The organism is Bradyrhizobium sp. Arg237L, from assembly GCF_029990105.1.
Lineage (GTDB): Bacteria > Pseudomonadota > Alphaproteobacteria > Rhizobiales > Xanthobacteraceae > Bradyrhizobium.
The window spans coordinates 1-22788 of record NZ_JAQMIL010000083.1 but is presented as its reverse complement, the minus strand read 5'-3'; the positions used below and the strand labels follow the sequence as shown (position 1 = coordinate 22788).

At 57.5% G+C, this 22788-nt stretch carries 18 protein-coding genes; 12 read left to right on the top strand and 6 right to left on the bottom strand.

Annotated features, from left to right (window positions below):
- Positions 1 to 134: 134 nt before the first annotated feature.
- The 8 genes from OZ411_RS35935 (at position 135) to OZ411_RS35900 (ending at position 11795) form a co-directional block, all read left to right on the top strand.
- Entirely contained in the window at positions 135 to 2441 is a 2307-nt protein-coding gene (locus OZ411_RS35935) for a polysaccharide biosynthesis tyrosine autokinase (RefSeq protein ID WP_282531737.1), read from the top strand.
- Between the two features lie 25 nt (positions 2442 to 2466).
- Complete coding sequence (locus OZ411_RS35930; protein WP_282531736.1) at positions 2467 to 3183, top strand: hypothetical protein; 717 nt, start codon at positions 2467 to 2469, stop codon at positions 3181 to 3183.
- Between the two features lie 609 nt (positions 3184 to 3792).
- Positions 3793 to 5016, top strand: a complete 1224-nt coding sequence (locus tag OZ411_RS35925) for a hypothetical protein (protein ID WP_282531735.1) — start codon at positions 3793 to 3795, stop codon at positions 5014 to 5016.
- 370 nt (positions 5017 to 5386) lie between these two features.
- Positions 5387 to 6226, top strand: a complete 840-nt coding sequence (locus OZ411_RS35920) for a glycosyltransferase (RefSeq protein WP_282531734.1) — start codon at positions 5387 to 5389, stop codon at positions 6224 to 6226.
- A 10-nt stretch (positions 6227 to 6236) separates the two neighbouring features.
- Positions 6237 to 7520: a polysaccharide pyruvyl transferase family protein gene (locus OZ411_RS35915; RefSeq protein ID WP_282531733.1), complete on the top strand. Its 1284-nt coding sequence runs from the start codon at positions 6237 to 6239 to the stop codon at positions 7518 to 7520.
- Between the two features lie 494 nt (positions 7521 to 8014).
- Entirely contained in the window at positions 8015 to 8779 is a 765-nt protein-coding gene (locus OZ411_RS35910) for a glycosyltransferase family 4 protein (protein ID WP_282531732.1), read from the top strand.
- A 58-nt stretch (positions 8780 to 8837) separates the two neighbouring features.
- The gene (locus OZ411_RS35905; protein ID WP_282531731.1) at positions 8838 to 10322 is read left to right on the top strand and encodes a hypothetical protein; all 1485 of its coding nucleotides are present in this window, start codon (positions 8838 to 8840) and stop codon (positions 10320 to 10322) included.
- A gap of 75 nt (positions 10323 to 10397) precedes the next feature.
- Positions 10398 to 11795: a hypothetical protein gene (locus OZ411_RS35900; RefSeq protein WP_282531730.1), complete on the top strand. Its 1398-nt coding sequence runs from the start codon at positions 10398 to 10400 to the stop codon at positions 11793 to 11795.
- Positions 11796 to 11840: 45 nt separating this feature from the next.
- Here the strand turns inward: OZ411_RS35900 and OZ411_RS35895 are convergent, their stop codons facing one another.
- The 4 genes from OZ411_RS35895 to OZ411_RS35880 form a co-directional block, all read right to left on the bottom strand.
- Entirely contained in the window at positions 11841 to 12491 is a 651-nt protein-coding gene (locus OZ411_RS35895; protein ID WP_282531729.1) for a glycosyltransferase, read from the bottom strand.
- A 425-nt stretch (positions 12492 to 12916) separates the two neighbouring features.
- Positions 12917 to 13564 (bottom strand): FkbM family methyltransferase, encoded by a 648-nt coding sequence (locus OZ411_RS35890; RefSeq protein ID WP_282531728.1) that lies wholly within the window; start codon positions 13562 to 13564, stop codon positions 12917 to 12919.
- Between the two features lie 112 nt (positions 13565 to 13676).
- A complete protein-coding gene (locus OZ411_RS35885; RefSeq protein ID WP_282531727.1) occupies positions 13677 to 13958 on the bottom strand; it encodes a sugar transferase in 282 nt (93 codons plus the stop codon).
- Between the two features lie 13 nt (positions 13959 to 13971).
- Positions 13972 to 15471 carry an undecaprenyl-phosphate glucose phosphotransferase gene (locus tag OZ411_RS35880; RefSeq protein WP_282531726.1) on the bottom strand — a complete coding sequence of 500 codons (1500 nt, stop codon included), beginning with the start codon at positions 15469 to 15471 and terminating at the stop codon, positions 13972 to 13974.
- A gap of 186 nt (positions 15472 to 15657) precedes the next feature.
- Between OZ411_RS35880 and OZ411_RS35875 the strand changes: the two genes are divergently transcribed.
- The 4 genes from OZ411_RS35875 to OZ411_RS35860 all read left to right on the top strand — a co-directional run bounded on the left by OZ411_RS35875 (position 15658) and on the right by OZ411_RS35860 (position 19817).
- Positions 15658 to 16749: an ABC transporter substrate-binding protein gene (locus OZ411_RS35875; RefSeq protein WP_282531725.1), complete on the top strand. Its 1092-nt coding sequence runs from the start codon at positions 15658 to 15660 to the stop codon at positions 16747 to 16749.
- A gap of 172 nt (positions 16750 to 16921) precedes the next feature.
- Positions 16922 to 17194 carry a hypothetical protein gene (locus OZ411_RS35870; RefSeq protein WP_282531724.1) on the top strand — a complete coding sequence of 91 codons (273 nt, stop codon included), beginning with the start codon at positions 16922 to 16924 and terminating at the stop codon, positions 17192 to 17194.
- Between the two features lie 261 nt (positions 17195 to 17455).
- A complete protein-coding gene (locus OZ411_RS35865) occupies positions 17456 to 18433 on the top strand; it encodes a GDP-L-fucose synthase (protein ID WP_282531755.1) in 978 nt (325 codons plus the stop codon).
- A gap of 64 nt (positions 18434 to 18497) precedes the next feature.
- On the top strand, positions 18498 to 19817 hold the full coding sequence (locus OZ411_RS35860) for a WcaI family glycosyltransferase (RefSeq protein ID WP_282531723.1): 1320 nt from the start codon (positions 18498 to 18500) through the stop codon (positions 19815 to 19817).
- Positions 19818 to 19902: 85 nt separating this feature from the next.
- On the opposite strand, the gene gmd is transcribed toward OZ411_RS35860, so the two are convergent.
- Both gmd and galE read right to left on the bottom strand, forming a co-directional pair.
- Positions 19903 to 20994: a GDP-mannose 4,6-dehydratase gene (gmd, locus tag OZ411_RS35855; protein WP_282531722.1), complete on the bottom strand. Its 1092-nt coding sequence runs from the start codon at positions 20992 to 20994 to the stop codon at positions 19903 to 19905.
- Positions 20995 to 21254: 260 nt separating this feature from the next.
- On the bottom strand, positions 21255 to 22265 hold the full coding sequence (galE, locus tag OZ411_RS35850; RefSeq protein ID WP_282531721.1) for a UDP-glucose 4-epimerase GalE: 1011 nt from the start codon (positions 22263 to 22265) through the stop codon (positions 21255 to 21257).
- Positions 22266 to 22788: the final 523 nt, after the last annotated feature.

Sequence of the window (22788 nt, the reverse complement as noted above, 5' to 3'; positions counted from 1 at the left end):
CTATTCTGCCGCACGGCATCGCGCTTTGGGGCACGGTATTTCCCTCGCTCGCGCGGGCCGCGGGGCGATCCAGATTAAAATCCCGATCCGTTATCCATCGATACTTGAACGCTGGTTGATTTCAGGAATTGCAGATGCTGCAGGTGAATAAGCCGACCTCGGAAATCAACCGCGAATATATCGAAGTCGAGAGCTCCCCGTCGCAGACGCTGACCTCCTATCTGGAAGTCATCAGGCGGCAGTTTCCGACCATGGTGGCGATCGTCTCGGCCTGCCTGATCCTCGCGCTGCTCTATCTGTTCACCGCCGCGTCGCAATTCACCTCGAGCGCCTCGATGGTGATCGACACCCGCAAGGTGCAGCTGTTCCAGCAGCAGTCGGTGTTGGGCGACATCGCGGTGGATTCGGCGACCGTGGAAACCCAGGTCGAGATCCTGAAATCCGAGAACATCAGCCTGGCGGTGATCCGCGACCTGCATCTGATCGACGATCCCGAATTCACCGGTGGCGGCGGCGGCCTGCTCGGTACCGTGATCGGCGGGATCGGCAGCCTGTTCTCGAGCGGCAGCGCGCCGTCCGAATTCGAGCAGACGCGCAAGGCGCTGGAGCGGTTCGAGAAGAACCGCACCATCAAGCGGCTCGGCCTCACCTATGTGATGGAGATCGGCTTCACCTCGCTCGATCCGGCGAAGGCGGCGAAGATCGCCAACGCGATCGCGGACGCCTATATCGTCGACCAGCTCGAGGCGAAGTACCAGGCGACCCGCCGCGCCAGCGTCTGGCTGCAGGACCGCATCAAGGAATTGCGCACGCAGGCCTCCGCCGCGCAGCGCGCCGTGGTCGATTTCAAGACCGCCAACAACATCGTGGACACCGGCGGGCGGCTGATGAACGAGCAGCAGCTCGCCGAGGTCAACAGCCAGCTGATCCTGGCGCATGCGTCGACCGCGGAAGCCAAGGCGCGGCTCGACCGCATGAACGACATGCTCAAGCAGGAGATTCCGGACGCCAACGTCGCCGACGCGCTGAAGAACGACACCATCGTCAAGCTCCGCGCGCAATATGTCGACATGGCCTCGAAGGAATCGATCTGGTCGACCAAATATGGCAGCGAGCATCTCGCCGCGGTCAACCTGCGCAACCAGATGGCCGAGATCAAGAAGAACATCCAGGACGAGCTCAAGCGCATCCAGGAATCTTACAAGAGCGACTACGACATCGCCGTGACGCGCGAGGAGAGCATCAAGACCAGCCTCGCCAATGTCGTCTCCGAATCCCAGCTCACCAACCAGGCGCAGATCCAGCTGCGCGAGCTCGAGAGCAACGCGCAATCCTACCAGGCGATGTATGACAATTTCCTGCAGCGCTACATGGAATCGGTGCAGCAGCAATCCTTCCCGATCACGGAGGCGCGCGTGATCAGCGCGGCGACCGCGCCGCTGAAGAAGAGCTCTCCGAAGAGTTTGATCATCCTCGCCGCCGCGCTGATGGGCGGCTTGATGCTGAGCTTCGGCGCGGCGATGGCGCGCGAGCTCACCGACAAGGTGTTCCGCACCACCTCGCAGGTGGAGGAGGTGCTGGGGACGAACTGCATCGCGATCCTGCCCTCGCTGGCGCCGCCGGCCGGCCTGCCGTCGAAGCTTCCGGACGGCCTGCACTCGAAGCTCCCGGCCGGCCTGCAGTCGAAGCTCGCCGGCAAGCTCGCCAAGCCGAAGAACAATCCGGAGCCGGACCTGCTCCGCTATGTCGTCGAGAATCCGCTGTCGCGCTTCGCCGAGGCCGTGCGCACGCTGAAGGTGGCGGTCGATCTCAATTCGATCGTGCGCGAGAACCGCGTGCTGGCGGTGACCTCGACGCTGCCGAACGAAGGCAAGAGCACGCTCTCGACCAACCTCGCGCAATTGATGGCGCATAGCGGCGCGCGCGTGCTCCTGGTCGATTGCGACCTGCGCAACCCCTCGCTGTCGCGCGCGCTGGTGCCATCAGCGCAGGCCGGCCTCGTCGACGTCGTCGCGCAGAAGGTGCAGCTCGAGGAGGCGCTGACGGTCGATCCCGTCACCAGGCTCTCGATCCTCCCCGCAGGCACGACGTCAAAACTCCTGCACACCAACGAGATCCTTGCCTCCAAGGCGATGCACGCGCTGATGACCCTGCTGCGCTCGAAGTTCGACTACGTGGTGCTCGACATGCCGCCGATGGCCCCCGTGGTCGACGTCCGCGTGACGTCGTCGTTCGTCGATTCCTATGTGTTCGTGGTCGAGTGGGGCAAGACCAAGATCGATGTGGTTAGGCACAACCTGCGCGGGTCGCCCGAGATCCAGAACAAGCTGCTTGGCGTGGTCCTGAACAAGGCCGATACCAAGGCGCTGGCGCGCTACGAATCCTATCACGGCCGCTATTACTACCAGAAATATTACGCCCGCTATGGGTATGTGGAATAGACTTCAGGTGATGCAGCGGGTGTCCTTGCGTGGCCTGCTGATGCTGTGTGGCCTCGTTGGCGTCCTCTGGTCGTTAACTGCGCTGCCGTCATTCCGGCTAACGACGTCAGCTCGGGACATCATCGCAGGGATCATTGCGGATCAGCGCTTCAAACCCGGTGTTCTGGAAAACATGCTGGAGCGGATGGAGGTGGCTCCGCAGCAGTTCCTTGTATCGCCGGAGTTCTCGCAGGCGAAAGCTCTTCTCAGGTTGAGCACGGCCGAAGAGGTTTTGCAGCGGAAAAGCCCAGAGGAGGGAGATGCCGCCCAAGCAACCCTGAAATCCGCGCTTTCGCTGAATCCAACCGATTCCTTTCTCTGGATGATGCTGTATTCCGCGGAAACCGCACGCAACGGGTTCGATGCTCAGTATCTCGGCTATATCGATCAGTCTTATGCGGTTGGTCCGCTTGAAGGTTGGATTGCACTTCGCCGTAACCGGTTGGCTCTTGCGATCTTTGCGATGCTGAGCGATGCAACACAGACAGCGGTCGTTTCTGAATTTGCCGAGTTAGTCGATGCAGACTTCATAGAACAAGCAGTGATCAACCTAACGACTGTCGGATGGGGACATCGGGCACGACTACTCGCCGGAGTAGAACGGCTGGATATTGCAGATCGAGAGAGTCTTGCGCGTCGCCTTTCTCGCGATGGGCTTAAATTAGCGATTCCAGGAATTGATCAAGACGGTCGCGCGAGGTGAGCGTGTTTTCAGTGGTAACCAGATCTCTTGCCGCACTCACCACCGTAGTCGCGATAACGAGCGTATTCGTGTCGGAAGTTGATGCTCAAACAAGTTCGACGATTCCAAAGATCACGATGCAGGGGCGTCCTGAGCAATCCAGCTCTCTCACGGCACGAGATGCCCTGAATCGACCATGTCTCGATATTGAAGCAGCCGCTCGGACGCAGGTTGTAAACCCGACGATGCTCGATCACGTCGTAAGCATCAAGAACAATTGTCCTCGGATCTTTAAGCTAAAGGTATGCTATTTTGGTTCCGATCGGTGCAATCCAATCGACCTCGAGCCTTATAGAAGAGTCGATACGATCTTGGGAAGTATGAAGGGAATCTCCTTCTTTCGATACAATATTACTCCGCGTGATCGATGATTTTGGCTGCGCACTCAACGTGGACCGACAGAAGGACTAAGTAGGGGCCGTGGTAAGGGGACGATCGTTGAACTTCCGACGCTTGAGTTTGGGGATAGTGGCGAACGCTTACGATAAACTTGTGATAGCTGGCGTACAGCTTTTGCTTGTACCGGTTTTGGCGCTCCATTGGGGAATCGAGGTATACGGCGGGTGGGTCTTGCTGTCGACGATCCCGAGTTTCCTCTCTGCCAGTGATCTTGGTTTTGCGACGGCGGCGGGTACTCGCATGACGATGTTGGCGTCCCGCGGGGAAACTGAGGAAGTCGTTCGGGTATTCCAGAGTGCGTGGGTCGTTGTGCTCGTTTCGTCGGCAACGGTGGCGGTGGTTGCTTTGACGGTCGTGTGGCTTGTGCCGGCGAAGCTCTATCCCGCTTCACATGGGTTCAGCGCCGACGGGGCGCGTTGGACGCTTTTCCTACTTGTCATTTACGGGATCCTTTGTCTTCAGGGCAGCATCTTCCTGGCAGGCTTTCGCTGTGCTGGTTTGTTCGCTTTGGGAGTGTTTTGGTTGACCAATACCGTCTTGTTGGAGAACGCCATCATTGTGGTGCTCGTGATGTGGGGTTATGGCCCTGTTCACGCAGCCGGCGCGCTCCTTGTTTGTCGCCTCTGCGCCCTTGTGATCCAAAATTTCTTATTGCGGGCAAAAGTCCCGTGGCTCAGAATCGGCTTTTCGAAAGCGCATCGCTCGGAGGTTCGTCAGCTCTGGGCGCCCGCTGTGGCCCTTCTTGCCTTTCCAATTGGCCAAGCCTGCTATCTGCAAGGGACGGCGTTGGCGCTGGGAGCGGCAACGTCAAATGCCGTTGTGCCTCTATTCTCTGCGACTCGAACGTTGTCACGCGTCGGCCTACAGCTCACCCAGTTGTTAACGCACGCGATGATGCCAGAGTTTTCGGCTGCTGTTGCCAGGAAGGACGACAAAGCGCGTATCGCAATGGTGGGAACTATCCTCATCACTGCCTTTGCCATCGTTGTTCCATTTTCGGTAATTCTCGCGTGGCTTGGACCGGATATCGTTGCGATGTGGACTCACGGTGTCATACGACCGGCGCATAGTCTCACGCTTGTCATGGCCGCAACGGTACTCCTTGGTGGCTTTTGGAATCCTTTGGCGAGTTTGACCATCGCCACCAATCGCCACGCCAGTTTTGCGTACCCGTTTCTGATCCTTGCCCTAGGGACAATACCGTTAAGCTATTTTGCGTCGCTCTGGCTTGGTGAGACTGGCGCTGGAGTATCGATTCTGGTTCTCGACGTCTGCATGTGTGGCGTCACGTTGCGACAAAGTCGCGTCACTCTTTTTGAGGTTCATGAATTGCGACGTTTTCTACGCGCCCTGAAAGTAAGGGCGCACGTCGGGCTGAGCACCAAACGAAGTTGATGCGGGCCTAACAATGTCATTCATGTCGAGCATGCGTCTTACGGCTCCGCCAGAGCTAGAATTGCGCAACGATGAGCGTCGAGTTTGCTTCGTCATCAATCACATTGGAGATTACCATGCGAGCAGACTTTCGTCATGTCAGGAGCATCTGCGCTCAGTCGGTCGCCAGTTGGTCGCGATCGAAGCATCGAGGTCATCCGCATTCTACGCGCACAGGCAGCGAAGAGCCGCGGCCCTGACAACCGGAATACACTGTATCAAGCTGGGTAGTTCGACAGGTAAGAGTGGGGTCGCTCTCGGTCTTTGGCGCGCGCTGAGAACGGCCAACCCAAGCCATATTTTCACAATCGGATATTCTGATGTTTTGTCGTTGACGTCGCTTCTGTTCGCCAGAGTCAACGGCGTACCGATCTTTTTTATGTCGGATAGCAAAGCAGATGATCAAAGGCGGAGCTCTTGGTCCGAAAGGATCAAGTCCGGATTGCTTCGCCTGTTCGACGGTGCGCTTGTCGCGGGCTCAAGGCACCGCGTCTATTTTCGATCGCTCGGCGTGATGCGCCCGATCGAAATCGGTTATGACGTGGTCGATAATGAGTTCTTTCGAGCACAGGCCGTTAAACTTCAGCGGAGAGTTCCGCTGCTTCTCCGCAGAGGGATCCTGCCTGAACGATACGTCATTTGCGTCAGTCGTCTCGTGAATCGCAAGCGTGTTGATGTGGCACTGCACGTCTATGCCGCTAGCGGCGCCCAGCAACTCGGTGTTCACTTCATGCTCATCGGGGCGGGGCCCGAAGAGACGATGATTTCCGAGACAGCGAAGCAACTCGGCATTGAGGACATGATCTGTCACCTTCGTGACGTACCGAACAGTATCATGCCTATCTTTTATCGGCGAGCTGAGGCTCTGCTTCTTACATCCGAGTACGACCAGTGGGGACTGTGCGTGAACGAAGCGATGGCCCTAGGCATTCCTTGTATCGTTACGAGCAGATGTGGCGTTGCCGGTGAAATCGTCGAGCACGGTAAGTCAGGGTTTGTATTCCCCCCAGGGAATGTTGAGGTCGGTGCGGGGTTCTTGCGTCAACTTCTGACTGACAGAGCCTTGAGAGAAGCGATGTCCCAATCGGCAATGAGGATGATCGATCAGTGGGGGCTGCCCCGATTCGCCGGGGGTATCGCAACACTTGTCGAGTCAAGTCCAGGAAAATAGCGAGAATAGCATGGCTTTGAAATACTTGATCGTAAATGCATTTGGCAGGTCCAATCGTGGGGATTCTGTCCTGCTGGACGAATGCATCGAACAAATGCGGAAGGTCGATCAAAACGCAGCGATCATGGGGGTGCTGTTTGAAGGAGTTTCGTCCGCTCAAGCAGTGCATCCAGATGTCGATTGGAGTGAGCGTATCGGAAATGCTCGTCGTTTTTCGGGATTAATAGGGCGTATTGAGCAACTCGTGTATCTCTTGGTGGCGTGGCTTGCATGTGCGACCGGCTGGTTTCGGTTAGCCCAAGTCCTACCGCAGAGTCAGGTGAAGACGTTACTTAGTTACCGGACCGCAAACACCGTCGTGAGTGCTCCCGGCGGATACATCCACGACACCAACATGTCGTACATTATTGCATTGTTGCACATCCATATTGGGACTCTGCTTGGATCCAAGGTGATCCTGGCACCGCAGAGTATTGGGCCGATCAGATCGACGCTCGGAACAGCAATTACCCGTTTCGTTCTGTCGCGGTGTGCATTGATTTGTGTCCGCGAAGGCTACTCTCGGGAGTTCCTCGTCAAACGATTGGGCATCGCTTCGGACAAGATCGTTGTCGCCGGCGACAGCGCTTTTTGGAATTTGCAGGTGACGAAGAACGGTTCGGAGGTGGACAATGTCCTTGAGCAGATCGGATTAGCGAGAGATGAGTCGTTCGTTGGCGTAACGGTTGTTGATTGGCCGTTTCCTCATCAGGAAAATGTGGCTGAATACAGGGCGCGATACGAGCAGAGCCTAGTAAAGGTTCTTGGCTCGCTCTATCGCGAGCACGGTCTAAGGACTGTCATCTTCAATCAGGTGGCGACTGACCTTGATTTAGCCCACCGAGTTGCAGCTCGCTCCGGTGCACATGTTCTCGTGCACAAGACAGAAACAGAGCCGGAGATCCTTCGGGCAGCCATTGGAAGGGCGCGCATCTTCGTCGGGACACGTTTTCATTCTTGCATTTTCGCGATGATGGAAGCGCGGCCGTTAACCGCTATTTCGTACCTCCCAAAGACGGAGTTCATCATGAAGGATCTCCGCCTGGAAGACCGGGTTATTGACATTGATTCAATTAGCCCCGAGTTGTTAAGCCGCCTGGTGATTGAGAGCCTGAAAAAAGAAGACGCGCTTTCCGCGCGAATAGATCGCGCCGTCAAAGACTATCGGAGTACAAAGATACACTTTGGCGAAGCACTGGCCGAGGTTGTAGCGGCGAACAAGGGGCAACCGCAGCTGATAGAGGCCGTGTGTTGACTCGCAGAACCTCATTTGTGGAAGAGCTTGCCGTCTTCCATCCTGGCACACAGCATTCGTGGCAGACTGCGCTAGCGCTACAGCGGCTTGGTCGTTTGAAATTCTATGCAACATCGATTTTCTATCAGCCAGACAGGTGGCCATATCGGATTGAACGGATGATGCCGTCGCCGATGCGGGAGAGGGTACACTACGAGTTTCGTCGATTCAGCAATCCCGCCCTCGACACAAGTCTGGTCAGGACAATCGGAGCCTCCGAGTGGATTGAACGATTGGCCCATCGCGCGGGTTTCCGGCACTTGGCGCGGAGGATAGATCAGTTTGGAAATGCAAGATTTGCAGAACTGCTGAGATCCGAGATCGAATCTTCTAGTAGCTTTGATCTATGGGGATACAGCAGCTCGTCAGTGCAAGCGTTTCGAGCAGCGAAAGCCGCCGGAAGGGCTTGCATCCTCGATCGGACGATAGGCGATGGACGAGAGCATAATCGGATAATGGATGAAGTGTACGAAGAGTATCCGGAATTCTTTTCCAGCACACCGTACCAGATACCTGCTGATCGTATTGAACGAGATGACGAGGAGTATAGCCTTGCGGATGTCATCGTGACGGGATCGCCGTTTGCAGCTGACTCCGTGAGGAGACACGCGTCCGATCGTTCGGTTGGCGATCGGCTACGCGTTTTGAATTATTGTTTCGACGACCGTCTGTTTGGAGGGCCCAATAGAGTTGATGATGAGTCCTATTCCGGGCCTGTTCGTTTCTTATTTCTTGGCCAGGTCGGGGTCCGGAAAGGGATTCATCTCATTCTGAAAGTTTTCGAAAAAATTCCACGTGAGTTGGCTTCTTTGCAGATTGTCGGAGATCTACTTGTACCAAGAGCTGTGTTTTCGAGATACTCAGAACGAGTAAGCTACCAGCCGACTGTTCCTCGTGCCGATGTTCCTTCCATCATGAGGAACGCGGACGTCCTGATCTTTCCGAGCTACTTCGAGGGCTCCGCTATCGTGCTCTATGAAGCAATGGCTTCTGGATTGGCGCTGATTCAATCGAAAAATGCTGGTGTGGCGGTCACGCCCGAAACGGGCATTTTGCTGCCGGAGCTGACAGAAGAAGCGCTCCAGCGAGCTGTGATGCAACTAATATCCGATCGTGAGAGGCTGTCCGCTTTCAAAGCAAATGCGCAGCAAGAGGCTCAAAAATACACGTTCGCGCGTTATCAATCGTCCATTGAATCGTTGCTTGCAAGCCCATTTTAGCTTCGCGGATAGGGCGTTTCCCGTTGTGAACGTCCACAAGGCAAGGAACCTGAGCACTATGAAGCCGCTGGATCGACGGGTTGTCTTGGGAGGACTGGCGGTCGGGTGGCTGACGAGTGGATCTGGATACTGGGAAGAGGCCTCGAAGCGACCGGTTCCGATCGGGCAGCTACGCAACGAGCGAATTCCGTCTTCCGTAACGCGAATAGAGTGCCTGGGAGACGGACCGGATCCCGTAAACCTGATTTTCGAAAGCGACGCGAGCGTCGACTCTACTTTCTTAGCGGAGTACCCATCAGCAGCCTTTGCTGCCTCGGACGGACGAAATTTCCGTCTGAGCGCCGACACTGTGTTTGTTGAAGCGTTCGGGGCCATCGGAGATGGTCTCGCCAATGATCAGCCAGCTATACAGCAAGCTATCAGGTATGCCGAGACGTTTGGTGCGGGAACTGTACGGTTTAGGCGGCACGCCTATGCCGTCTGGTGCCCAAAGCGAACTAGCGATCCGAGGCAAAATAACGCATATGATGGCCACTCTATCATCATCGAGCGGCAAATCGCTCTTGTTGGAGAAAAGAACAAGAGTCGAATTCTATTTCGGAATCATGATGGCGGCGAGCTTCAATCGAACTGGCAAACCGTGAACGGAAAGGTTTGGCGAGGGCCCGGCATATTCCTAAAGGGGCGGCCGTCGCCAGCTTCTGATCGTTCGAACCTACCCTCAGTGACACTCGTCGATATAGAACTGGACGGGGGATGCGATCGAACTAACACATATAACTTCCCCGCTGATGTCTCGAGCGGCGACGGCTGGGACCTCACGCACAAAGGCCTCTGGGCCGAAAACGACCGGGCAACCGGTGATTGGACGCTGATGCGCTCGAAAGTCGTGCGCTTTCGGGGAGAAGTTTTCTATCAAGGAGGTTCCCATCACGGGTCATTCACCGGGCGGGACATAGTTATGGGTCAAACCAACGCCGATATTCTCAACCCCTGCGGAACAAATTTGGACATAGAGCGAGGTTATTTCTTCGATGGTAATCAGGGTTGGGAGGGCTGGGGTGGAGCCCACGGAAGGTTAAAGGACTGTACCTTCGAGAGTTGTAGGCGCCTGGGTGGGCTTCAGGGCGGAAGGGCAAAGCCGAGCAAGGTTCGCGGTGGTTGGAATGAGCCGACGCGGTTCTCGCCAGGAGAAATTCCATGGGTCGATCTCGATATCAGGATCATCGATTGCGGACCCGTGTATATTGGGAGCTGGATAAGAGGACAGATCGATATGACCGACAGCTTCCTGGCGCTGTCGACAAAAGTTTATCCCAAGATATCAGATGTGATTCTTAGCATCTCGGCGCGTTGTCGCAGGAAGAGTATGCCGTGTGTCGTCTCCATTACTGCGGGAGAGGGCGTTCCAAATCTGATCAAGGATATCAAGATAAGAGTTAAGCTAGAACAGCCCGCGAGCCAGTTTCGTTTTGCCCAACTCGTATCTCAATATGGCAATCTAGACGACGCGTCTAACGTTTCCGTCAAACTGGAGTCGTAGACCGCATGGTACGAAAATCTGATCATGCAGAATTAGCTATCAGAGTAGATTTATGAGTTCGCCGAAAGCGCTAGCATGGTAGAGAATCTCGTAGACACGCCGTTGATATATGCGGCCTTGTTCAATTTGCTGGTGTGGTTCGCGATTGGCTTTGTTGTTGTGAGGGTCTGGCAGGCTCCTATCTATCATCCATTCGTAGTTTACCTGCTCTACCACTTTGTGGGATTCATTGTTCGACCATTCTTGATCTACATTGATGGGAAATCGTTCATCTGGCTGCGCGTCGGAATCACTCCGACTGCCGAAGATATTATCCGCGTAACGGCGATTGCGAACGTCGCTCTCATCGCGGCATTCCTTGGCTTTACGTTTGCGAAGCGTACCAAGAACCTCATTCCGGCATTCTCTCCCGTCCGTTTCGTTGTGCTGCGACCTTTCGCATTCTACGCCGCCGTGCTCGTGCTCGGCGTAGCCGGACTTTACGGAACTTATCGTGCCTATGGCGAGGCAGGACTCCAGTCGGTCAATGCGTTCCAAGTCACGAGGGACGCGGAGGGAGGACAGCGTCTCGTTGGCATATCCGGTTACACGTTGGCGTTGGCCGAATTTCTTCCCATTATTTGCATCGTGCTGTATCTATGCAAGGGGTCTATAAGAACGCTTTCCATCCTCTTTATAGCCGCATTTGTGGCCCTTCGAGCGTATATCGGCGCGCAGCGCCTTTCGTTCGTCGTCGTTCTCGTTAGCGTATTTTTTGTGTCGCTGATCGAGGCGCGAAGGAGATATCCAGGCGCTTTGATCGTCGCTGGAGTATTGTTCGCTGCGTTGTTGTTCGACATCGTCGGGCATGATCGATACGTCGTACGTCGAGTTGTGCTCGGGGATGCCGATATTTCGTCGATCTGGACCTCGTATGTGGCAGATCGCGGCAGCAAGAGCTCGATGGACGTAGTAGAGTTCGACAGTGCAACGGTTGCTGCGATGGTGGTAGACGAACGAGCTGGCTACTCGTACGGCACTCAATATCTTCGACTATTATATTGGCCAATCCCGCGACAGCTTTGGCCAGATAAGCCAGTATTCACATCGATTGTAAATCTCAATGAATATGGGAATTTTACGTCGATGACGACGACTTTGTACGTCGACGTTTATATGGTCTATGGATTTATTTCGCTCATTCCAATGATGTTTGTTCTAGGAGTCGTTCAAAGTCGTCTCTACGACACAGCGGTAAGGACGACGAGCCCGCTCGTGTTCGCTTTCTTCTGGATATTCCTCATTTACTTCAAGACTATCTTGAGAGACGGAGGAGTAACCGTAGTGTACTTTTGGGCGTTCTCGATGATCGCCGCGGCTATTTTGATCATTGTCGGGGGAGTGAGGCTCCAGCGCGAGCCAATGCTTGTGCGAACGCGGCAGGATCATCGTGCAGCAGGTGCGCTGCCTCGTACTAGGAAGGCAGCTGGCTAAGTAAAGTCGCCGTTTGACACGAAGCTTCGACGCCGGCCATCGCTCTTATCCGGCCAACTCGCGAAATAGTCGCCTGACTACGACAGAGCTGGATGAATGAAGATTGCGGTATGCCTCGATCCGTGAACACCGTTCGTTGCGGAGGGGCGTGAGCTGGTGCGCTGCTTCTCGAAGATACTCAACCGAATTCTCGATGAAGTTCGCACCAGCTGGAAGGACAAGCCCGTTCGTTCCAACCTGACTGGTTATGCAGCCCCGGTCAAATGCGATGAGGAGTGCACCCGCCGCTAGCGCTTCAAACACCACCGTCGGCTCGGCCTCGTGCGAGTATTCCGTTGGAAATACGAACACATCGATATCGCGATAAAACGTCTCTTTCGAAGAGCCATACAGGGGTCCGCGATACTCGAGAATCTCGTTCATATCGTCCGATGCGGCATCGACAAGATTGCGATCCAGGTCACTTTCAACTGGTCCTGCCAGAATGGCTCTTGCTGGAAAACCGTCCGCCCGAAGTATTCGTACCAGCTCGAGAAAAGTGTGGAGGCCCTTCTCTTTGGTCAGATTACTTAGGAGTCCAATTGTTAGCGGTCCGGCCGGAACCTCGAACTCAGCTTCAGGGGAAACGAAAGCTGAGTTTGAAACGACACATGCTCGGGGTTGGATACCATAAGCTGAAGCAAATTTCGTGCTCATGAGGGTACACAAGAATACATGCGAAAGACTGGGGCCGCCGGCGCGCAGGAGAGCGCGGATCAACTTCCTTGGGTGGTCGATATAGGCAAAGCTGTGATGGTGTAATAGTGTTGGATAGCCGCAAACGCGAGCCAGAGCTACAAGGAAGATTATGTAAATCAGCCCCCAGTCGCCTTCACAGACGAGGTAGCAGAGGCGATTAGGCCTGAAGCAATGTCTTATGAGCAAAATCCCTCCAGCAAGGACTCGAAGGACTCTACGGGTGTGCTTTGATAGTCCCTTCAGCCCAGGCTCGGCGGCGGTATTCGCGGTCTGGACCGGGTGGGTCTCTTTAATTACATCGATCATGCGCGAAGTTATGTAGGACAGCCCGGTTACAGGTGGCGGGAGTTGGCCAATCGCCACGACGTAGGAAGCCTGACCAATCACGATTTGTGCGCCTGCTTGAACAGGAAATCGGCTTGTAGTGGGCCTCTGGATCTATCCAGATGCTGGTTGAACACACCGCGAAGCGCGAATCCTCGCGCCCGCAGGAATTCGATCACGTCGCCAGCGAGCGCTTGCGTTTGATAAAGTTCGACATAAGAGGCTTCGACATAGATCGAATCGAAGCACGTCAGCAATTCCTCGCATCCTCTCAATACGTCCAATTCGAAGCCTTGAACGTCTATTTTGAGCAGCGCCGGAGCGGCGATCTGCCCGCTATCCAAAACGGACGCGAGCCGTCGCAACTCCACCTTCTTCGTTGTATGGACTGCTGTTCCGAAAACTTCGACTTGTGTAGGAGCTGGCGCAAGGATCGAAGAGGAATCGTTCTCGTTCGTGACGTTGATGGCAGCGTCTTCGTTCGAGGGACCGATACCACAGCGATGGAGTTGCAGATGCTTATCGCCTTCGAAGATGCGGCTGAAAACGCCCCAGCAATCCTCAAGTGGTTCAAAGCTGAAGATCGTTGCGGTCGGGTAGCGTTCGCGTGCGAACAGTGCGAACTGTCCAACGTTCGCGCCGACGTCAACAATAGTCTTGTAATCAACTGCGCCGAGGGATGAGCTGTGTTCGATGCTTGCAGCCACGCCAAGCCTTAGGGCTCGTCTCCCTAACGGGGACCCGAGCGCATGCAGGAGTTTCCGGATTCGGATCAGAAAAAGATTCATCAGGAAAACGCGGCGGGAAGTCGGCGGGTGATCAATAGGCTGCGTGGTGGGCAAAGGCGATCATTGCAGTCCGCATCAGTATCTTCACATCCAACCACAAGCTCCAATTATTAATATACCACACGTCAAACTCCACGCGCTTCTGCATTAGCTTGAGCCCGCGGGTCTCCCCGCGGTAACCATTAACCCGGGCCCAGCCGCTGATGCCCGGCTTCACGTGATGCCGGAAGGCGTGATTGCTACTTTGCATGGGGTTGTTTTCGACATTTTGATTGGACGGTCGCGAAAGCGCCCGGTTCAGACCTGATCCCATCCCGCTTAGCTCGTTAGTGGGCTGTCGGCCGTGTAAATGTAACCATTAGCGTCCCCAGCAGGATCCGCAGATCCAACCACACCGTCCAATTATTGATATACCACAGATCATATTCCACCCGCTTTTCCATCATCCCCACCGTCCTCGTCTCCCCCCGATACCCGTTCACCTGCGCCCATCCCGTGATGCCCGGCTTCACGTGGTGGCGGAAGGCGTAGTTGCCGATGATCTGCTCGTATTCGGAGTTGTGGGCGGCGGCGTGGGGGCGGGGGCCGACCAGGGACATGTCGCCCTTCAGCACGTTGAAGAGCTGCGGCAGCTCGTCGATCGAGGTCCGGCGCAGCCATTTGCCGATCGGCGTCACGCGCGGGTCGTTCTTCGTCGCCTGCCGGATCGTCGGGCCGTCCTCCAGCACGCGCATGGTGCGGAATTTGAAGATGCGGAACGCCCGGCCGCCGAAGCCGTTGCGGGTCTGGCGGAAGAACACCGGACCTCGCGAGGTGCATTTGATCAAGAGCGCGGTGAACAGCATGATCGGCGCGAACACGATCAAAGCGAGCGAGGCCCCAGCCAAGTCGAGCGCGCGCTTGACCGCACGCTCCTTCCAGCTCAAGGGCGCCCGGCGCAGCTCCGCCGTCCAGGCGCTGCCGCTGTGCACCTGCGGGTATTTCAGGAAGCGCGAGACGTTGGCGTCGGGCACCAGGTGCACCGGGATCGGCAGGATCTTCAGCCCGTCCAGCAGGCTGTCGATGGCGTGCTGGCGGCTCCAGTTCATCAGCAGGAACACATGCTCGATCCGCTGCTCGCGCGCGTAGGCGACGAGTTCGTCGAAGCGCGGGCCGATCGACGACATCAGGAGCGGCGAGGCGAGCTCGCTCGAGCGGATCTCGAACACGCGCATCAGCCGATAGCCGTGCTGGCACAGTTCCAGCATCGCCGCCGAGGTCGCCTGCAGCCCCTGCTCGGCGATCACGACCACGCGGCTGTTGGCAAACGCGCCTTCGCGCAGCGCCCGCCGCGTCCAGCGCGCCGCCACCGTCTTCCAGAGCGACAGCGCGATCAGCCCGACCAGGTAGAACGAGATCGTGGTGCCGCGGGAAAACTCCTCGCTCACCTTCATCGTGAAGGCGATCGCAAGCAGCGCGGCAAACACGCCGGTCCAGGTCGTCAGCGTGATCCGAAGCTGCCGCGGCAGATCGGTGATCGCCGTCAGCTCGTAACCCTTCTGCACCGTCACCAGCAGCCCGAAATTGATCGCCACCATGAGGCTGGCGGCAGCGTAGATGTCGGTCTTGCCGAGCGTCGATTGCATGGAAAGGTGATATGCTACCGTGCAGCCGACACCGCAGACGAAGATCAACAGCCCATCCGCCAGCGTCACCAGCCATTCCACCAGCGCGGGCCGCAGCCAGCTCCGCCCGGACCATTCCGGAAGCTGGCCGTTAACTTGTGCCGGCTGGAGAGGTGGGCCCCCCGTGGGTAGGGAGGCCGGACGCGTCGCCAATATCGTCATGAAAAAAGTATCCGCCAGCCAAAACAAAATCGATGAAAATACTTGCTCAGCCGGGCCTCAGCGTATCAATCCAAACGTAAACGAAAACAAGGGATACCGAACGGTAACCTTACTCAATATGCTGGCATTGTATCCCATTTGCATCTCACCCGTGCGCGCGTTGCGAAAATCTCGCGGAGTTTCCCATTGAGCAGGACGTCCAGACGCCCGCGCAAGGCCGCGCGACGCAGATATCGCCAGGCCTGGCTGGCGGTCGCTGCGCTCGTCGTCCTCAGTGCCGCCTATCTGGCGTTCAAACGCGACGACGTTGCTCCTGCGCGGAAGCCGGCGCCTGCGCGCAATGAGACAACGATCTTCCTCGACGGCCGCTTCGGTGCGCGCTTCGCCGGCGAGATGCTTGCCAAGCAGCAGGGATTGTTCGCCCAGGATGGTCATACGATCACGGTCGCGGAGAAGGCCACCGCGGATTTTGTCGAGATGGTCGCACGCGAGCATGCCATCGGTGTGACAACCGGGCAGAAGTTCCTGCTGGCGGCCTGGCGCGGCGTGCCCGTCACGGCATTCGCCGCCAGCTTCCTCGACACCTCCGTCGTGATCCTCACCCTCGAGAGCTCCGGGCTGCGGCGTCCCGCCGACCTCGTCGGCAAGCGGGTCGGTGTCCTCAGGGGAGGCGAGGGCGAGGTGATCTTCGACGCCATGATGGCGCAGCTCGGCCTGCCGCGAAGCCAGATCACCAAGGTCGCCGACCGCGACAATCTGGAGGCGCTGCGCGCAGGCGAGGTCGACGCCATCATCACCGACATCGGCGCGCGGCCAATGCCCTCCGACGCCGCCATGCCCCGCCTCAACATGATCAGGCCGCAGGAATACGCGATCCACGTGCCGGGCCAAGTCTACTTTGCCAGCTCCGATCTCGTCCACGATCGCCCCTCCATCGTCGGCCAGGCCCTGCGAGCCATCATCCGCGGTTGGCAGCTCGCCTATGGTGATTATGCACGGAGCGTGCCGCTGATCGTGGGATTCGATCCCGCTCGCCTGCGGGCAGAGCGCGTTACCTTCGACCTTCAGCAGCAGCGCGACCTCGTCTCGCCGACAGGGATGCGAATCGCCGAATATGACGAAAGCCGCTGGCGAACGTTGCGTGACATTTTGATGTTCGCAAAGCTGGGGGAGGAGACGGTACCGCTATCGCAAGCGGTAAATTACGGATTCGTCCGCGACGTCTACCGCCGTTCGCCCGATCTCGAAGGCCCAGGGGCGTGGCCCGGCAACCCCTGACCGATGCCGATAAACCACAGAAGCGCGCAGATCGTCATGGTCAAGTTGCGCTCGCTTCCTGGCATTGATAAAGCTAACGCCATTGGGGCTTTATTTCCGTGATTTCTCGCGTCCCTATGACTGCCAGCAACGGCGGGGCCTTGGGATGCGCTGTTGGGGCTAGGGGGTTTTGATGCTCAAGACATTCGCTGGGGTTATTGGGTTGACGTTTGGCGTTGCCATGATGGCAAGTTCGGCGACGGCCGCCGTTCAGATGCCGGCAACGGCAGCCATGCTTCGAGCAGACAATGGCGTGCAGGCCGTTACCTTCTGGGGGCAACCTTATCCTTACGGCTATGTGCCGTGGCGTCGTTGTCCACGCGTCCGCGTTGAAACGCCGTACGGATGGTATTGGGATCGTGTCTGCGTGAATCCCGGCACAACAGTCCTTCGGCGCGCCTACTAGATCACCGCACGAAGCTGCTTCACCGGCGCAATAGCTAAATCGCTGCTGCCTTCTTGCGCCGTGTGTTGCCACAAGTTTGTGCGGCTCTCTGCATTCACCATGAACTATGGTGACGTTGGGCACGGGGCTGTCTAATGGTGAAGCTTGTGTTAGCAAGTTCCCGCGCTTGGGGCTGCAAGCGCGCAGTGCGTAGTGGGCTTTTTTTGAAATGACTTTTGATTGTCTGTTTTTCCGCGCGGGGCACGCGGAAGGGGGCGCATGATGGCGCCCTTTCATTACGATCTTGCAGGTAAGCGAATCTTTGTTGCAGGACACCGAGGTATGGTCGGCTCAGCGATCGTACGTCGCCTTTCAACCGAGAGTTGCACGGTCCTGACGGCCGACCGAAGCACGCTCGATCTCGCCAAGGAAGAGCCGACGCTTCGCTGGTTCGAGGCAAACCGGCCTGAAGTCGTGGTGCACGCCGCCGCAAAAGTCGGTGGTATCGGCGCCAACAACAATTTCCCGGTCGATTTTCTCTGCGACAATCTCTCGGTCGAATTGAACGTGGTCCGTGCCAGTCACGCGATCGGGGTTCAGCGCCTGTTGTTCCTGGGCTCTTCCTGCATCTATCCCAAGCACGCAGAGCAGCCGATCAGCGAGGACCAACTGCTGACGGGCCCGCTTGAGCCCACCAACGAGTGGTACGCGATCGCCAAGATCGCCGGGCTGAAAATGTGCCAGGCGTATCGCCGTCAATACGGCGACGACTTCATCTCGGCCATGCCGACCAATCTCTATGGCAAGGGCGACAACTATCACCCGGACCACAGCCACGTTCCGGCGGCGTTGATCCGCCGCTTTCATGAAGCCAAGCTCGCGGGAGCGCCGACGGTTACCGTATGGGGCACCGGAACGCCACTCCGCGAATTCCTCAACGTCGATGATCTGGCGGATGCCTGCGCCTTCCTTCTGAAGCGGTACTCGCAGGACATGCCGATCAATGTCGGCAGCGGTGACGAACTCTCGATCGCCGACTTCGCGGCTCTGGTCGCCGAGGTCGTCGGCTATCGGGGCGAATTCGTCTTCGACATCAGCAGGCCCGACGGCACCCCGCGCAAGCTTCTTGATAGCTCGCGTATCCGCGAACTCGGTTGGCGCCCGCAGATTTCGATGCGTGCCGGCCTCGCCGCGGCCTACGCCGATTTTCTCCGGGGATACGGCCGCAACCTCGCGCTTAGTCCAAACGCGTCAAACTGAACAAGAGTGCGGTATCTCGCCTAAAAACTAAGAAACTTAACATCTTTGATTTGGTCTGCATTTAATGCGCATACTTCTGGTGGGCATCAACTACGCGCCCGATCTTGTCGGTGTCGCGAAATACAACACTGAGCTCTGCGAAAGTCTCGTGGCCGAAGGCCACGACGTCCGAGTGATCACCGCACCGCCTTATTATCCAGCGTGGCGAATTCCTCGGGGCTTCAGATCCTGGTACTTCCGGTCGAGAAAGCTGAATGGCGTGCAGGTGATCCGTACGCCAATCTACGTGCCCGCTCGTCCGTCAGGGGCCAAGCGGCTCGTTCACCATGCGTCGTTTGCGCTGGCGAGTGCGATCCCTCTGGTGCGGACGGCGCTCTCGTGGCGACCCGACATCATGCTTTCGGTGGCTCCGTCGCTGACATCAGCGGCCCTCGTCGCCGTCGCCGCGCGCCTGACCGGGGCGAAGTCCTGGCTTCATGTGCAGGACTTTGAGGTGGACGCGGCCTTTGACCTCGGTCTTTTGCAGGACCAAAGGCTCCGTCGGCTGATGCTGCGCGCGGAAGCGAGAATCCTGAAATCCTTCGACCGCGTCTCCACAATCTCACCGCAGATGTTGCGACGTCTCAAAGAGAAGGGAATTCCGCAGGAGAAGGTGAGGGAGGTCCGAAACTGGATCGACACCGACGCAATCACTCCGGGTCCCGCAACGGTCAATTTCCGGACTGAGCTCAAGATTGGAGAAGACGACGTCGTCGCCCTCTACTCGGGAACGATGTCGAACAAGCAGGGGCTGGACCTCGTCGTCGAGGCGGCCTCCGTTATCGAGGAAAGTCACCCCAACGTTCATTTCATTCTCGCCGGAGAGGGACCTCACAAGCCCAAGCTCCTGGAGATGTCACAGGGGCGCGGCAACATCCATTTCCTCGGGGTGCAGCCCAACGATCGTTTTGCCGCGTTGATGGCGAGCGCGGATATTCACCTGATCCCGCAGCGAGCAGAGGCGGCAGATCTGGTGCTGCCTTCCAAGCTCGGAGCCATCTTCTCGTCCGGTCGGCCGGTGATCGCTATGGCGGGATCTGGCACTGGGCTGGCCGATGAAGTGGAAGGCGCCGGTTTGGTCGTTCCGCCGGGCGATGCGAATGCGCTGGCCGAGGCTGTCCGAACGCTCGGCGAAGATGAGCCGCTTCGAAATGTCCTGGGCAAGCAGGGCAGGACGCGCGCGCTCGAACGTTGGGACAGGGAAAGCATCATCCATCAGTGGCTGAGGGAGATGCTCTCCATCGATGATGATAGCACCAGGCCGCAGAGCAGCGGTGGGACACGGCTCCAGCCGGAAGCGCTGTTGCTTCCCGTCAAGGAGCAGGTGCGCGTGACGGGCAAATAAGGCGGTCAGACGCTCGAGCGGTTGGATGACCAATGCGCTCGAGCAATCAATCGCCGCAAGCGGTCCCCGTTCAGCGGCCCTTTCCCTACTCGTGCCGCGCGTAGTAGCGGAAGCCGTGCTGCTTGATCAGTTCGTCCCGCTTGGCCGATTCAAGATCTTCCTGCATCATTTCCTTGACCAGCACCTCGAACGAGGTCTTCGGCTCCCAGCCGAGCTTCTGCTTTGCCTTGGAGGGGTCGCCGAGCAGGGTCGCGACTTCCGACGGCCGGAAATAGCGGGGGTCGACCGAAACGATGCATTTGCCAGTCGCGTCGTCATAGCCTTTCTCGCGAACCCCGCTGCCTTCCCATCGGACCTTGATTCCGATCTCGGCCGCGGCGTGGTTGACGAAATCCCTCACTGAATACTGCTTGCCGGTGGCGATCACGAAGTCTTCCGGCTTGTCCTGCTGCAGCATCATCCACTGCATCTCGACATAGTCGCGCGCATGCCCCCAGTCGCGCAGCGCGTCCATGTTGCCGAGGTAGAGGCGGTCCTGCAGCCCGAGATGGATGCGCGCCAGCGCCCGCGTGATCTTGCGCGTCACGAATGTCTCGCCGCGGACCGGGGACTCGTGATTGAACAGGATGCCGTTGCAGGCGTACATTCCATACGCTTCACGGTAGTTGACCGTGATCCAGTACGCATAGAGCTTGGCGACGGCGTAGGGCGAGCGGGGGTAAAAAGGCGTCGTCTCCTTCTGCGGGATTTCCTGCACAAGTCCGTACAATTCGGAAGTCGAGGCCTGGTAGAAGCGTGTCTTGTTCTCCAGGCCGACAATGCGGATGGCTTCGAGCAGGCGCAGCGTGCCCAGGGCGTCGGAATTTGCGGTGTATTCCGGCTCCTCGAATGAAACGGCCACGTGGCTCTGCGCCGCGAGATTATAGATCTCGTCCGGCTGCACTTGCCCGACGATACGGACCAGACTCGAAGAGTCCGTGAGGTCGCCATAATGCAAACGGAATGGCGGATTGGCCTCGTGGGGATCGAGATAGATGTGGTCAATTCGATCGGTGTTGAAAAGCGAAGCCCGACGCTTGATGCCGTGGACCTCATATCCCTTTTGCAAAAGCAGTTCTGCCAGATAGGCGCCGTCCTGACCGGTAACGCCGGTAATCAAAGCCCGCTTCTTCGTCATAAAGCCCCCAAACAGAGATTTCAGCGCCGTTACATAACGCAATAATTCCGCCAGAATAGACATTTCCGGCGGATCATGTTGTGCGATGGACCAATAGGATTAATCGGGAAGCGTGTCCCTTGGTAAAAGGCACCACGTTGTGCAGGGCTCTGCCTGAAAAGGCGGCGCTGCGCGCAATGAGAATCGGCAACCATTCTTGATCATGGCCTGCGCGCGAGGCGGGATATCGCCGTGCGCAGCGGCGCCTTCAGTCGTCACGATCAGCAATATCCATTGGGGTTGTTGCTCTGCCAGCGCCAATGATCCGCGCACATCGCCTCGAGCGATCTGGCCGCTGTCCATCCCATCAGCCGGGATGCGGTTTCGGTGGCGGCGTAGTAGGCATCGATATCGCCCGGGCGACGCGATTTGATGTCATAGGGTATGGTGCTGCCGCACGCCTTTTCGAACGCGCGAACGACTTCGAGCACGCTGCTGCCGGTACCGGTTCCGAGATTTACCGAGAAGCATTTCGGACTGTCCAATGCCTTCAGTGCGGACAGGTGTCCGAGCGCGAGGTCCATGACATGGATATAGTCGCGAACGCCTGTTCCATCAGGCGTGTCGTAGTCGGCGCCCCATATGTTCAGTCGCTCGCGTCGTCCGATTGCAACCTGAGCCACGAAGGGGACCAGGTTATTGGGGACGCCGCGGGGATCCTCGCCGATCAGTCCACTCTCGTGTGCGCCGACTGGATTGAAATAGCGCAATATGGCGATCCCCCAGCTTGGGTCACTGACATATTGGTCGCGGAGCATGTCCTCGATGATGAGCTTGGTGCGCCCATAGGGGTTCACGGGATTGAGGGGATGGTCTTCGGTATAGGGCAGAAATTTCGGGGTGCCATAGACGGTGGCCGATGAACTGAACACCATGGTCTTGACGCCCGACCGTTGCATCGCGCGCAGCAGCCGGTGCGATCCGATGACGTTCTGATCGTAATATTCGAGCGGCTCCGCAACGGAGTCCTGAACGGATTTCAGCCCGGCAAAATGCATGACCGCCGTGCAGTTGTATTGCGTCAACACCTGCTCGATCGCGCGTTCGTCGCGAATGTCGCCTTCAACGGCAATCAGCGATTTGCCGCAAATCTGCTGCACGCGCTGCAGGGCAATCGGACTGCTGTTGGAGAAATTATCGAATACGACGACATCTTCACCCGCAGCCAGCAAGGCCACACAAGCATGCGAGCCGATATAGCCGGCCCCGCCGGTCACAAGGATCATCGTCATTTCTCCGCTAGATTGGGTTCTCAAGGAGCTGTCCGCGGCGCAGACAGTCACTACAATCTAGAGCTGTTGAAAGCAAACGTGCGATGTGAGGGGTAGACAGCGGGATAGAAGCTGCCCTGTCAAGGTCGATCGGAGAGAATTTGACGCTGTTGTTAACCCTAGCCAGACCAAGACTGTTGCCGGCGCCGCTCCGATAGGTAATGGCCGATTGCATCGGAGCGGCCGCGTAAGTTGTCACTCCACTGTCATCGCCCGGCTTGACCGGGCGATCCAGTATTGCAGAGGCGTTCGTTTTCGATTGAAAGGCCGCCGCGTACTGGATCACCCGCGTTCGGGGGTGATGACAGTGTTGTTTGCGGCGAGCGAAGCGCTCAGCTCTTCGGGCGCCGCCATCTCAAATCTTCTGATTGTACTCGCCGACCTCCGGATGCGTGCGCAGCACGCTATCCACGGTCTCGAACATGTCGCGCATGCGCTGCTCGCTGACCGGGCTTTCGACCACCACCACGAGCTCCGGCTTGTT